The sequence below is a fragment of the Chryseobacterium sp. A301 genome, assembly GCF_054489425.1.
Genome location: NZ_JBTMWY010000003.1, coordinates 1 through 13,333, shown reverse-complemented (window position 1 = coordinate 13,333; position 13,333 = coordinate 1). Strand labels below are relative to the sequence as shown.

Annotated in this window: 11 protein-coding genes; 5 read left to right on the top strand and 6 right to left on the bottom strand. The window is 37.8% G+C overall.

Features of this window, described 5'->3' with window-relative positions; all coding sequences use genetic code 11:
• The first annotated feature begins 9 nt into the window (after positions 1-9).
• From ACX3PU_RS05980 to ACX3PU_RS05970, 3 genes are all read left to right on the top strand, one after another.
• Complete coding sequence (locus ACX3PU_RS05980; RefSeq protein ID WP_459084028.1) at positions 10-963, top strand: D-2-hydroxyacid dehydrogenase; 954 nt, start codon at positions 10-12, stop codon at positions 961-963.
• Positions 964-982: 19 nt separating this feature from the next.
• A complete protein-coding gene (locus ACX3PU_RS05975; protein ID WP_459084027.1) occupies positions 983-2,224 on the top strand; it encodes a DUF1015 domain-containing protein in 1,242 nt (413 codons plus the stop codon).
• Between the two features lie 79 nt (positions 2,225-2,303).
• Positions 2,304-3,656 carry a M20/M25/M40 family metallo-hydrolase gene (locus tag ACX3PU_RS05970; RefSeq protein ID WP_459084025.1) on the top strand — a complete coding sequence of 451 codons (1,353 nt, stop codon included), beginning with the start codon at positions 2,304-2,306 and terminating at the stop codon, positions 3,654-3,656.
• 94 nt (positions 3,657-3,750) lie between these two features.
• Here ACX3PU_RS05970 and ACX3PU_RS05965 read toward each other — a convergent pair whose 3' ends face one another.
• Both ACX3PU_RS05965 and ACX3PU_RS05960 read right to left on the bottom strand, forming a co-directional pair.
• Positions 3,751-4,752, bottom strand: a complete 1,002-nt coding sequence (locus tag ACX3PU_RS05965; RefSeq protein ID WP_459084024.1) for a peptidylprolyl isomerase — start codon at positions 4,750-4,752, stop codon at positions 3,751-3,753.
• Between the two features lie 216 nt (positions 4,753-4,968).
• A complete protein-coding gene (locus tag ACX3PU_RS05960; RefSeq protein WP_459084023.1) occupies positions 4,969-6,042 on the bottom strand; it encodes a branched-chain amino acid aminotransferase in 1,074 nt (357 codons plus the stop codon).
• Positions 6,043-6,124: 82 nt separating this feature from the next.
• Between ACX3PU_RS05960 and mnmD the strand changes: the two genes are divergently transcribed.
• Positions 6,125-6,799, top strand: coding sequence for a tRNA (5-methylaminomethyl-2-thiouridine)(34)-methyltransferase MnmD (gene mnmD, locus ACX3PU_RS05955; RefSeq protein ID WP_459084022.1), 675 nt, complete (start codon positions 6,125-6,127; stop codon positions 6,797-6,799).
• A 12-nt stretch (positions 6,800-6,811) separates the two neighbouring features.
• Positions 6,812-7,225, top strand: coding sequence for an NUDIX domain-containing protein (locus ACX3PU_RS05950; protein ID WP_459084021.1), 414 nt, complete (start codon positions 6,812-6,814; stop codon positions 7,223-7,225).
• Here ACX3PU_RS05950 and ACX3PU_RS05945 read toward each other — a convergent pair.
• The 4 genes from ACX3PU_RS05945 to ACX3PU_RS05930 form a co-directional block, all read right to left on the bottom strand.
• Positions 7,220-8,014 (bottom strand): S1/P1 nuclease, encoded by a 795-nt coding sequence (locus ACX3PU_RS05945; RefSeq protein ID WP_459084020.1) that lies wholly within the window; start codon positions 8,012-8,014, stop codon positions 7,220-7,222. The two genes, ACX3PU_RS05950 and ACX3PU_RS05945, sit on opposite strands and share 6 nt — an antisense overlap.
• A gap of 257 nt (positions 8,015-8,271) precedes the next feature.
• Positions 8,272-11,139 (bottom strand): type I restriction endonuclease subunit R, encoded by a 2,868-nt coding sequence (locus ACX3PU_RS05940; RefSeq protein ID WP_459084019.1) that lies wholly within the window; start codon positions 11,137-11,139, stop codon positions 8,272-8,274.
• A 48-nt stretch (positions 11,140-11,187) separates the two neighbouring features.
• On the bottom strand, positions 11,188-12,150 hold the full coding sequence (locus ACX3PU_RS05935) for a hypothetical protein (RefSeq protein ID WP_459084018.1): 963 nt from the start codon (positions 12,148-12,150) through the stop codon (positions 11,188-11,190).
• Between the two features lie 114 nt (positions 12,151-12,264).
• Positions 12,265-13,188, bottom strand: coding sequence for a tyrosine-type recombinase/integrase (locus tag ACX3PU_RS05930; protein WP_459084017.1), 924 nt, complete (start codon positions 13,186-13,188; stop codon positions 12,265-12,267).
• Positions 13,189-13,333 lie beyond the last annotated feature (145 nt).

Here is a 13,333-nt window from a genome sequence, read left to right as displayed (position 1 = left end):
ACTATATTCATGAAAATCTTAGCGAATGACGGAATTTCCAAAAGCGGGCTTGAGCGATTTAGGCAGGCTGGTTTGGAGGTGATTGAGCACCGCGTAGCGCAGGAGCAACTGCCCGATTTTATTAACGAAAATGGAATTGAAATTCTTCTCGTTCGTAGCGCGACTCAGGTCACAAGAGAATTAATTGATCAATGTCCCTCCCTAAAAATCATTGGACGTGGGGGAATTGGTATGGACAATATTGATCTTGAATACGCGAGTGAGCTCGGAATTCAAGTCGTAAATACCCCAATCAGTTCCGCTCGATCTGTAGCGGAGCTTGTCTTTGCGCACTTTTTTACCTTGGCTCGCTTTCTTCATGAATCCAATCGACTGATGCCTTTAGAAGGAGAAAGTCAGTTCAATGCGCTCAAGAAGTCATTTGCAACGGCCGTGGAACTTCAAGGCAAAACTCTGGGAGTTATTGGTTTTGGTGCTGTGGGACAGGAAGTCGTCAAAATGGGACTCTCTCTCGGTATGAAAGTGAAGGTTTGTACCCGTACAGCAAGAAAGGAGACCGTAGAGATCGAATTTTTTGATTCGCAACGCGTTTCTTTTGAATTGCAAACCACGCAGGACCTTCCCGAATTTTTGAAAGACCTTGATTTTTTAAGTGTGAACACACCTAAATCCAAAACGTATCTTCTGGATACGCCCGAGTTCGAAAGAATGAAGCGAGGAATTCGAATTGTAAACACCGCTAGAGGGGGCGTAATTAACGAAGTAAGTTTGCTCGATGCAATTGAAGAGGGAATCGTCACAGGAGCTGCTCTCGACGTATTTGAAAGCGAACCCCATCCTGAGCTACCTCTTTTAATGAACCCAAGTCTCTCTCTTTCTCCTCATTTGGGGGGAAGTACCCTTGATGCGCAAGAGAAAATTGGGCGTGAACTCGCAGAGCGCATCCTAAGTTTAATCCAATAATAACGACAGATAGAACGATATGCCAGTATTTAGACCGTTTAAAGGGGTAAGACCCGTCGAAGATTACGTAGACAAATTTCCAACGCATCCACTTGATAATTTTTCAATGGAAGAAATCAGTGCAAAAGCGCAGGAAGATTCTTCTTACATTCAGATGATTAAGCCGGCTCTTCTTTCTAAGTCGAAAGACATTGATCGAAACCTAAGAAAAATCAGAACCAATTACGAGCACTTGCTCCAGGATCGAAAACTTTTGCAAGATCCTTCTGCCTATTATTTATACGAACAGATTCACCCTGATAAGGTGGTTTATAGAGGACTTTTAGGACTTACTTCTGTGGAGGACTTTTGGAGTGGTAAAATAAAACGCCACGAAAGTACAATCCCTCAAAAAAAAGAAAGACTTGCGCATTACTTAGAAAAAGTAAACGTGCAGGCAGAACCGGTGTTACTCACCTATCCTGCAAATTCCAAAGTGGAGCTTTTAATGAACCACGAGGAGAAGAATGTTCCGATTTTAAACTACGATGACGAACAGGGGATTAAGCATAAGATTTGGAGAATTGACAACCGTCTTAAAATGCTTCAGTTTAAAGAGGTTTTGGAAAGTATCGATTCGTTTTACATTGCAGATGGACACCACCGAATTGGTTCGGCCGCGCTCAATGCAAAGCATATGCGCGCAAGAAACAAGCGTCAAACTGGAAACGAGGCGTACAATTTTGTATTCAGCTACATCGTCTCGAATCAATCCATCAAGATTCACGATTACAACCGCGTGGTGAGAGATTTAAACGGAATGAAACCCGCCGCTTTTTTAAAGTCTCTTGAAAAAACCTTTAATATCCACGAAAAAGGAGACACGCCGTACTTCCCTTCTCAGAAATACCACATCTCAATGTACCTCGAAGGAAAGTTCTACTCCCTTCACGTAAAGCACGAACTTCGTTCTCAAGATATTAATGTGAACTACGTAGACCACCACATGGTGGATGAGCTAATTTTCAACGATTTGTTAGGAATTGAGGATACGGATTCTTCCGATCGAATTGCCTACGTGAAAGGAACCTCTAGTATTGAGGGGATCAACCGCATAAAAGAAATCGTAGACACAACCAAATTCACAGTAGGTTTTGGAATTTATCCGGTAAGTTTTAATGAAATGATTAAAATTTCAGACCATAAAATCAGCATGCCTCCTAAGTGCACATACATTCAACCTAAGTTAGTGACCGCCCTGGTAATGTACGACATGAAGTAAAATTCCAATAAATGAGGAGCCCATTGGGTTTGTCCTCTGTAAATATTTTTCTAAATTCGTTCTTCCAAATAAAAGAACTATGAAGAAAATCTTTCTCATTCCACTCCTTTGGGGTGGAATTTTGCATTCTCAGAATGCAGACTCCATCCAATTCAAACGGATTTCTGATGAAATCCTTCTCCACGGCAAGGCCTACGACGACCTTCATGAACTAACCAAATCCATTGGCCACAGGCTTAGTGGGTCTGAGGCTTATGAAAAGTCGGTTCATTGGGCAGAGGCTAAATTGAAAGCAGCCGGTGCGGACAAAGTGTATCTTCAACCCGTGATGGTACCTGTATGGGAACGGGGTGAGGAATCGCTTCAAATCCAAATCGGAAATGAGCCCTACAAAGAAATTAAGATGCTTTCCATTGGGAACTCAGAGGGAACCGATGGCAAGGATGTTGTGGCCGAGATTATCGCGGTGCAAAGTTTAGACGAATTCAAAGCGCTGGATAAAAATAAGGTGAAGGACAAGATTGTCTTTTTTAATTTCACTTGGAGACACGACCATATCCAACCCTTTCAGGCGTATGGCGAGGCAGGAATCTACCGCCGCTCCACCGCAAGCGAGGCAGCACGGAAAGGAGCCAAGGCGGTAATTATCCGATCCCTTTCGTCCGCTTTTGATGCCGTGCCTCATACCGGATCGCTTCGCTACGATTCCGATGCGAAAAAAATCCCAGGAGTGGCCATTGGGAATACAACGGCTGATGAGCTTGCCGCAACCTTGAAGACTCAAAAAGTGGTGGCCAAACTGAATTCCAATTGCACGATGAAAGAAGACAAAAGTTCCTTTACCGTGATTGGAGAACTTGTCGGAAATAAGGACAAGTCTGTGATTGTGGTGGCAGGACACCTGGATTCTTGGGATGTGGGCGAAGGAGCACACGACGATGGATCGGGAGTGGTCCAAAGTATTGAGGCACTAAGAACCTTTAAGAAACTAGGAATTAAGCCTAACCATACGATTCGGGTGGTTTTGTATGCAAACGAAGAGAACGGAGTTCGCGGTGGATATAAATACCTAGAAGAAGTGAAGAAATCAAAAGAGCCTCATTTGTTTGCCATTGAAAGCGATTCAGGAGGATTCTCCCCTCGTGGAATTGCATTAGATATGAAAGCAGAACAAAAAGCACTAATTAAATCTTGGGCTCCCCTATTTTTGCCCTACGGAGTGTATGATTTTGAAAAGGAGCATAGTGGCGTAGACATAGGTCCATTAAAAGAAGTAGGCGTGGCATTGGCCGGACTTTCTCCAGATCCGCAGCGCTATTTTGATCTGCACCATACAGAGAAGGATGTCTTTGAAAATGTAAACCGAAGAGAGCTTCTGATAGGAGCCACGGTCATGACCCAACTCCTTTACATGGTAGACCAAAATTGGTAAACCTTTTAGGAAGTTCCCTCTTTATTATACCCTAAAAAAAAGCAATTTCGTGAATTCACGAAATTGCTTTTTTAATTGAGTAAGGAGCGGGAAATTATTTTGCCTCAATAAGTTGCACGTCAAATAACAACCATGCATTGGCAGGAATAACGCCTCCAGCGCCACGCGCTCCATAGCCTAATGTAGGGGGAATTAGGAAGGTCGCTTCCTCTCCTTCATTAAGAAGAAGGATTCCTTCGTCCCAACCTTGGATCACCATTCCGGTTCCCACTGGGAATTCAATAGGTTCTCCTCTTTTGAAAGAGTTGTCAAATTCAGTCCCGTCCAGAAGTTTTCCAGCATAATGAACAGAAACGGTGTTCCCTTTTTCTGCTTTTTTGCCTTCTGCCTTTTTCGTGATTTTGTAGTAAAGACCCGAATCCGTCTTTTGCATTCCTTCCTTTAAAGCTTCGAATTCTTTCTCCGCTTCTGCTTTTCTTTTTTCTTCGAATGCTTTGTTGTTTTCTGCAATTTTTGCTTTGCCATTTTCAAACACCTCCGCTGCATCAAATTTTTCGTAAGGTTCGCCTTTTCCGAAAATTGACACTTTTTCTAAAACGATGTCAGTTTTAGGTCTGTCGGAATGTCCTTTCTCTACTTCAGAAATTTCATCGATTACATTTTCCCCTTCTACTACTTTTCCAAAGATGGTGTGTTTTCCATCTAACCAAGGAGTTGCCACTTGCGTAATGAAGAATTGAGATCCATTGCTGTTAGGACCTGAGTTCGCCATAGAAAGGATTCCTTTCCCTGTATGTTGTAGGTCGTTCTTTTCGTCGTCAAATTTATACCCAGGATCTCCCATTCCAGTTCCTTGAGGATCTCCCCCTTGGATCATGAAGTTTTCAATCACACGGTGAAAGATGGTTCCATCGTAAAATGGAGTTCCTTTTGGTTTGTTGCTCTGAATTTTCCCTTGCGCTAAGCCCACGAAATTGGCTACCGTTACCGGCGACTTGTCCGCTTCTAATTTCACGAGCATGGCTCCTTTTGAAGTTTGTAAGTTTGCGTAAAGTCCATTGTCTAGACCTTCGTAAAGTTCTTTGTCTACGTTCATTTTTTTATATATTGGTGTACAATTTATTAGCACGATACCGGCTAATGCGAATAGGATTTTATTAATTTTCATTCTAAATTTTCTTATGCCGTGGCGAGAAAGTTTTCCGTTTTCTTTAGGCTAAAGAAAACGTTTTGCGAAATTAATGAATTTTCATGACTATCAGAAACAAAATAACCGAGAATAATCCCGGCTAGTTTTGTCCAAAAATAGGTCTTAGATTTTATCTGCAATTCCTTCTTCCACAAGAACTCTCCATCCGAAAGGATCCTCCTTTTGGTTGGATTGGATAGAAACCAAATCGTCTTGAAGGGTAAGAGCGAAGCTGTCTTCTTTGCTTAGGATGGGAAGCTCAAGTTTCTCCTCTCCGTACCCAATCGCTTTGAAAGCAGAGGTAACCACAGCGGTTCCTACTCCCCAAACTTCTTTTAATGTACCCTCTTTATGAGCATTAATCACGTCTTTCACTTTTACATCTCCAATCACTACTTCTAAATTTCTTTTTTTCGCAAGTTGGATAAAGCTATCACGCGTCACTCCGTCTAGAATTTTCTCAGACGTAGAAGGAGTATAGATCGTATCGCCGATGCGAACAAAAACGTTCATAGTACCACTCTCTTCAAAGTTTTCATGCGTGGTGTCGTCGGTCCAAATGATTTGTTCATACCCTTCCTTATTCGCTAGTTGGGTTGGGTAGAAAGAAGCGGCGTAGTTTCCCGCGGCTTTTGCAAATCCAACTCCTCCGCTGGCAGATCTAGAGTAATAATCGGAAATTTTAACAGATACGGGCTCCGAGTAATAGCTCTTCGCAGGAGAAGCTACAATGGCAAACATGTATTTGTTTGAAACTCTTGCTTTTAATCCCTCTTCGGTAGCAAAAATCAAGGGACGAATGTAGAGGGATTTCCCTTCTCCGTACGGAACCCAAGCGCGGTCAATGTCAATTAAGGCTTTTAATCCTCCCATGAACACCTCTTCTGGTACTTCCGGCATCGCAAGACGACTAGCGGATTTGTTTATTCTAGTGAAATTCTTTTCCGGTCTAAATAAAAACACCTGTCCGTCTTTGTCTTTGTAGGCTTTCATTCCTTCAAAACAGGCCTGTCCATAGTTGAACGTCATGTTGGCTGGAGAAAAAGAAAGAGGACCGTAAGGCACTAATTTAGGCTCTCCCCATTTTCCATTCTCGTACTCACATAGAACCATGTGGTCGATAAAGTGATCTCCAAACGAATAGTTTTCGGTATCAAAGGAGTCTATTTTTGAATTGGTGGTTTTTTGAATTATCATTTTATTAAAAATATTTTTATATTTTACGATAGAATTTAATTGATAAATATAAATATTAATTTTAAATTTGACAAATATTGTTATGGAAAGAGAAGTAAAGTTCACCGAAGATGGAAGTAAAACTTTGTTTATCAAGGAATTAAATGAAGGTTATCACTCCGGGCACGGCGCCTTGCAGGAGGCTAAATACGTATTTATAGAAAATGGGTTCAAACTCGTACAACGTTGTGAAATTAATATTTTAGAACTCGGATTCGGGACAGGTTTAAATGTTTTGGTTACGATTGATGAATTTTTAAAAACGGGTCAAAATCAGGTCGTAAATTATTTTAGTCTTGAAAAATTCCCCGTTTTGCCTGAAGAGCTCGTAGCGCTAGAGTACCCCAGTCTTTTTGAAAACAAGCTTCTTGCAGGCTATTTTGATAGGCTGCACAAAGCGCCCTGGGGTGAGGCAGTGGAAGTTTGTGAGAACTTTTTTGTCACGAAAATCGAAGCTGATTTTTTTGACTTAAAGTCTTTGTCCATGCCGCCTATAGACCTGGTTTACTTTGATTGTTTTGGCGCGCGGGTCCAGCCTGAACTCTGGGAGATGGATCTAATTTCCCTGGTCGCTAACAAAATGAATGCCGGTGGACTCTTTACCACCTACAGCTCCAAAGGCAGTTTGAGACGTGCCCTACTCGATTTATCCTTTGAAGTAGAAAAGAAACCTGGGCCTCCGGGCAAAAGAGAAATGATTAATGCGCGTAAACTTTAATTGAGTAGAGGTATGACAAATCAATTTAACATTCGCATTTACGGACTTTGCCTAAAAGATGGTCATCTTTTGGCGCTTCATGAAATGTATGCGGGAGAAAAGTTACTAAAATTGCCAGGAGGCGGTCTTGAGTTCAAAGAAGGGAGTATCGAGTGTCTTGAAAGAGAATTTCTCGAAGAACTGAATTTAAAGATTGATCGCATAGAGCATTTCTACACCCAAGAAGAATTTGTGGTTTCTCGATTTCGCAAGAATGAGCAGCTCTTTACAGTCTATTATACCTGTGAACTTACGAACGAATCCGATCTATTAATTAAGGAGCCTTCCATCGAAAAAGTAGAATGGATTTCCTTACGAGAAGAAAATCCATTCCTATTGCCTGTAGACCAAAAGGTCTTTGCCCTACTTACTCAAAAATTCTTATAGAACCTCGTTTAAAACTTGCGCTAAATGAAGACCTCCTTCATAAAGTTGCTTTTCAAGAAGCGAATTAAAACGATAGAGGTACCCATAGGAGTAATTTTCATCTGGCTTGGTGTATGCATAAATCGAATTGGCCGCTTGGTGCGACTGATAGAGCCAGTCCTCTAGACTTCCTTTCATAAGCTTCTTTTTCTCTCTTCGTGTTTTTACATCCAAGATTTCTGCATATTCTGTATAGCTGTATTGATTGGCATCAATGAGTTTGCTATCCCAAAGGGAGTGCAAATTGGTGTTCTGACCAAAGTATTTAATGCGAACTTTGTTGCCTCCAAGATCCTCTGCGCGGCCTGCATGCATGGGTTGAGCTAAGTCCCCCACCATGTGAATTAAAAAACGAAGTTCAATTTCTTTCTGCTCCTTGGAAAGGTTGCCGTTTTTTAATCGATTTGCGATTGCTTTGATTTCTGTATACAATGTAGGAGCCTCTTGCGCCTCAAGGGTGCGAATGAAATCCGCTTTAGAACTTTGAGGACTCACATTGACGTAATGCCAAGTCTCGGTGTGCTTCCAATGTCCGGTGGTATCTGACTTAATGAAATCAGGCCAGTTGGCCCAGTAGGCAAGTTTTTGTTTGCCCAGGATTTTTTTGAGTTTATGCTTAGTGGAAGCTTTTAAATTGTTCTGGGCCACTTCTGCAACTATGCGGTGCCCGGTGGTGCCCCATGCAAAAACGCTTGCATATTGACACATAAAGACTGCAACTAGAAGTCTTAGGGTGATTTTGTAGGTCATTCTCTTTTTATTTTAAAGTTTTCAGGGAAAAGCCGTATCGGTTTAGTACTAAGCTTTTATAGAGATAATCAAAGAAGTCAGGTAATGATTTAGTAACGGTGCTTATTGCTTTGTTTTTCAACGTGTTTCCGTTAGCTCATAACAAATATACAAAAAAATGAAAGGATAGGTTTTAGATTTCCTATCCTTATCTTTTTATAATTCTTAGATATTTCTGATTTTTGTAAAATGTTTAATTAACTGAGAGAATCGAAACATCAATTTCCTGATATCCCGTTTACAAAAGTCTCAACAAAATCTAAGATTTTATTTAAGATTCGATCACCGATTTCTTTAGATTTCAATACACTGGGTCTTCCTTCTTCTCTAAGGGCTAAAATTTCTTTTCGCAAAGGTTCACGTTCAGTAAAAAGATAGTTTTCGATCAATCTTTCTGTTTTTTCTTCAGACAGATTTTCAGTTTTAACTAATTCTTGGAGTGCCTTTTCTTGCTCTATATTCCAGAATTTTTCAAATTCTTCGGGAATAGTATCTGTATCTTCAATATTTGGTAGGCTCTCTTGAATAAATTTATCAATCAATTCTCTTTTACTTCTTAATGAAACTTCCGTATTCAATAAGTTGGCAATTTCTTTTTCAATACTTTCTTTGTCTTTCGCACTGTGTTTTGACTTGAATTTAATCAACAACTGAATAATATATGTAACATTGATAGTATCACGTCTTATCAATTCTAATTCAAAATCTATATCATTCAAAATAGATGTCTTTTCGGGTGAAGGATCAGACCCAAGTCTATCTTTTAAATCTAAATATTTACTAGTATAATCTGCAAAAAGCTGTTCTTCAATATCTAAATCATCCCATGTGAACTCCGAATAATGGCTCATCTTCTTATGCAAACGTATCAAAGCACGAAAAGCTATGATAAACTGTAATTTATCTTCTTCGGTATATAAACTGTCAACAGCGTCCACCCTTGGAACGATTTCTAATAACTTTTGAGTTGTCTCATTGAATCTTTCAACATAGGTTTCATAAGGTTCAACAATAATTTCATCAATAGCCTCCTTGTTGCTAAACAAAGCAATAGCTTCATCTGTTTTATCTTTGAGGTTTCTAAAGCATACAATATTTCCCTGTGTTTTATTCTTATCTAAAATACGATTTGTACGGCTAAAAGCTTGTATAAGCCCGTGGTATTGAAGATTCTTATCAACGTATAAGGTGTTTAGATACTTACTATCAAATCCTGTCAAAAACATATTAGCAACCAATAGAATATCCGTTTCATTCTGCTTGGATTTTTTCGCTACTGCATTGTAATAATTGTAAAAACTTTCGGTGTCTTTAATATTTTGTTTCTCCCCAAATAAATCATTGAAGTCTTGTACATAATTTTCCAATAACTCTCTACGATGAGGCTTATATCCGTATGCTACTTGAGGTTCAGCAGCCATATTGAGTTGAGAAACAATTGATTCTTCCATTTCCTCCTCGTTTTGTGCAAAACTGAAGATTGTTGCTATTTTAAGATTATGCTCTCCATTTAATTTTTTACGTTTAAAAATTTCATAGTATTGAATAACTGCATCAATATCCTGTACGCACATCATTGCACAAAACTTCTTGGATTGTGTTTTTTGATTATGGTATTGTATAATGTAATCCACGATCGCTTCTTTTCGTTCAGGAGCTTCAAATACTTCGGTTTCGTTGATTTGTTCTATTTTCAAATCAATGATATGTTCTTTTTTCTTGAACGTTTGAATGTACTCTATTGAAAATTTCAATACATTTTCATCTCTTATCGCATCGGTTATCACATATTTATGCAAGCATTTGCCAAACAAACTTGCCGTGGTTTTTTCTCCATTTGCATTCTCAGCTAAAATTGGAGTACCTGTAAAGCCAAATAATTGAATATTAGAGAAATAATTTATAATATTTTTATGCGTATCTCCAAACTGAGAACGGTGACATTCATCAAAAATAAAGACCATTCGTTCGTTTTGAATGGATTTCATTTTAACTAAATTCCTGCCCGAAATAGCATTGTTCAGCTTTTGAATGGTCGTAACAATAATGCTAACATTCGGGTCATTGAATTTCCGAATTAAATCGTCTGTATTGGTTGCAGAACTGACAGAACCTTTGCTAAATTTGTCGTATTCCTGATTGGTTTGGTAATCCAGATCCTTTCGGTCAACTACAAATACTACCTTTTTGATTGCCGGAATTTTAGATAAAATCTGACTTGCTTTAAAGCTTGTCAACGTTTTACCACTTCCAGTGGTATGCCAGATATATCCGTTTTTTTCAATGTTGTAACCGTTCAAAATTTCATTTTCCGTTACCTTTTTGATAATGCTTTCTACTGCATAGTACTGATACGGACGAAGCACCATTAGGCGTTTGTCTGTTTCGTTCAGTACGATATATTTGCATATCATTTTACTGATGTGGCAGGGTTCTAAAAAAGCATCTGTGAAACCATTCAGAATATTGTTGAGCGGATTATTTTGTTCGTCTGTCCAATGGAAAGTTTGAAGATATTCCTGTTTATGTGTTCCAAAATTGCTGAAATATTTGGTATTGACACCATTACTAATAATGAATAACTGTACAAAATGGAACAAACCTTTTCCCGCACCAAAACTATGTTTTTGATAACGGTTAATTTGGTTGAAGGCTTCCTTCATTTCCAAACCTCTTCGCTTTAGCTCTATTTGTATAAGTGGTAGCCCATTAATCAACAAAGTAACATCGTAGCGATTTTGATATTTTCCTTCCTGTGTTATCTGATTAGTTACCTGATATTGATTCTGACACCAATGTTCTACATTAAGAAATTCAAAATATAGATTATCTCCATTATCTCGGATGATATGATGTTTCTGTTCCCGTAATATTTTAGCCTTCTCAAATACGGAACCTTTATTGATAATGTTTAATACCTTTTCAAATTCACTATCGCTGAATTGTATATGGTTGTGTTTTTCTAATTGAGTTTTGAGGTTTGCTAACAAAGATTTTTCATCAGTGATGGTAATATATTTATAACCCAATTTTTGTAATTGGATAACGAGTTGTTCTTCTAAAATTTGTTCAGACTGCTTGCTCAAAATAATATCAGGTATAATGTAGTTAATAGAAATGCTTGTTATCCTTCGTTAGTAGGTAGGGATGTATTTTTCATTACAGTAGGTTTCAACTTCCGTATCGTTATTAAAATAACTGTCACAGAATTCATCAAGTTCTTTTTCAGCTCCTGAAATATATTTTTCACTTGCAGTCATCAGTTTTTCAGTTTGTTCGATAAATTTTTCAAACTCTTTGTTCATTTTACAGAGTTTGTCAATAGTTTTAAAATCCAAATCTCTAAAGACAGCTGGAAATAATATCTTGCTTCGATATGGATTGCCGTTAAGCTCGATAATTCCAATTCCAAAAGATTGATTAAGTCTAGCCATTTCTTCATTCAAACTATCACTAAATTCAAATGCCACTAAATAGCTATAGTTTGCCCAACTAGAATTTGAAACTGCCTGAAAAAAAGCTTTTTTCAACTCACTGTCACTATTGATTTCTCTTTTTAATTCATAAGAACTCAATTTGAACGTGTCCACACGATTAATTGATTTTAAAAAATTCTGACTGGCTCTAGTCTGTAAATGCAAAAATTTGATTCCAACCATATCAGGATGTGTCCAGATTTGATTATTATCTTTACCATTAGACTGTTCGTGAAAAATTGTCTTAGAATAAGTATCTGTATTTTTTAGATAACTACTCAGGAGCTTGTGTAAATCTCGTTCTTCGTAAACTTTGGGCTTTTTAATTTTGACAACTGGATTTTTTTGCATTTCAATATCGCCACTCAAAATATCAATACCAATATTTTGCTCGTTTTTTGTCAGGTAATAGGAATATGTCCCATTTGTTTGCTTAAGACGCTTTACCCTTGTATCGCCATTACGAATATAATCTCCTAACTGAGCTGAAACGGTAGAAGCTGGTGTTTTACCTGCAAATTCATAATATTTATTTTCAAGAATGTGATTGCAGATTTCAATTGAATTTGCTAGTGTGTTAAAATCCTCTAAACTTTTTAAAATAGCCTCTTTTATGGTCATTATCTATACGATGTGATTATATGGCTAAAATAATAAAAATAAGCCCAAATAAATTTACTTTTTAGAATTGCATAAATTATTTGGGCTTGAAAACTTAAAAGTTATAAATCATAACTACCTCAACGCTTTAAACATTTGTTCAATTGCTTTCTTCTTTTGCTCCATATTGGGATGAACATATAAGTTTAAGGTTGTACTTATATTAGAGTGTCCTAATAATACACTTACCGTTTTGTAATCACAATTACTTTCAATACATCTGGTAGCGAAACTATGTCTTAACCCGTGAAATTTAAGATCTGGCATTTTCAACTCTTTCATTAGATTTTTGTAATAGCTACGATAAGTTCTGGGTTCTGTCGGTTTGGCATCATTTGTTAAAACAAAGAATGAAGGATTTACTATTTTTTTAAACGGTTTCAATATCTTCAGCAAATCTTTGCTAATTGGGATCTCACGGATAGAATTCTTAGTTTTAGGAGTGTCAAGAATCAGTTCCGTTTTTCTAGTTCCTTCATCTATCACATATATACGTTGAATCGTCTGATTAACACTAATAACTCCATTATCTGTATCAACATCTTCCCAGGTTAATGCACATACTTCCCCAATACGTATACCAGCACTCAAACAAATATAAACTCCTAAATTGCGGAATGTAAAATGCTCCTGAATATAATTCATAATTTTTTTCTGATCATTTCTGGTAAGAACTTCGATATTATGCTTTTCTCTTTCAGTTGGGAACTGAATATCAAAAGGGGTATAATCCAACCATTTATTTTTCGCACCAAATTTTAGAATCATTTTCAGGACAATTAAAATATCCTTAATGGTTTTATGACTTAAACCAGTTTCCAGTTTTTGGAATACAAAGCTTTGTACATCGGCTTCTTCAATTGCACATTTGTCACCAAAAACAGGTAGTAGATGGTTTTCAATTAAGAGCGTATAAGCCGAGAAACTCGATTTTTTTACGTACTGCTTTTTGTCTATTTTCCACAGACCAATGACTTCTGAAATTTGTTTTTTGTTCATTTTATTGAATTAAAGTTTTAAAATGACAAAGGAAGCAGAAAGTAATTAAATGATTTAGTGTTTGAATTGGAGGTCAAATGTTTCTCAAATCTTCTGAATAAGAGATATAAAATCCTATGTTCCAAATTTGAGATTCCCAGGATTT

Bases quoted from the DNA above. Each gene is read 5' to 3' on its own strand.
- ACX3PU_RS05950 (WP_459084021.1), top strand. From the start codon at position 6,812: ATGACAAATCAATTTAACATTCGCATTTACGGACTTTGCCTAAAAGAT.
- ACX3PU_RS05970 (WP_459084025.1), top strand. From the start codon at position 2,304: ATGAAGAAAATCTTTCTCATTCCACTCCTTTGGGGTGGAATTTTGCAT.
- ACX3PU_RS05945 (WP_459084020.1), bottom strand. From the start codon at position 8,014: ATGACCTACAAAATCACCCTAAGACTTCTAGTTGCAGTCTTTATGTGT.
- mnmD (WP_459084022.1), top strand. From the start codon at position 6,125: ATGGAAAGAGAAGTAAAGTTCACCGAAGATGGAAGTAAAACTTTGTTT.
- ACX3PU_RS05930 (WP_459084017.1), bottom strand. From the start codon at position 13,188: ATGAACAAAAAACAAATTTCAGAAGTCATTGGTCTGTGGAAAATAGAC.
- ACX3PU_RS05975 (WP_459084027.1), top strand. From the start codon at position 983: ATGCCAGTATTTAGACCGTTTAAAGGGGTAAGACCCGTCGAAGATTAC.
- ACX3PU_RS05935 (WP_459084018.1), bottom strand. From the start codon at position 12,150: ATGACCATAAAAGAGGCTATTTTAAAAAGTTTAGAGGATTTTAACACA.
- ACX3PU_RS05965 (WP_459084024.1), bottom strand. From the start codon at position 4,752: ATGAACGTAGACAAAGAACTTTACGAAGGTCTAGACAATGGACTTTAC.
- ACX3PU_RS05980 (WP_459084028.1), top strand. From the start codon at position 10: ATGAAAATCTTAGCGAATGACGGAATTTCCAAAAGCGGGCTTGAGCGA.
- ACX3PU_RS05960 (WP_459084023.1), bottom strand. From the start codon at position 6,042: ATGATAATTCAAAAAACCACCAATTCAAAAATAGACTCCTTTGATACC.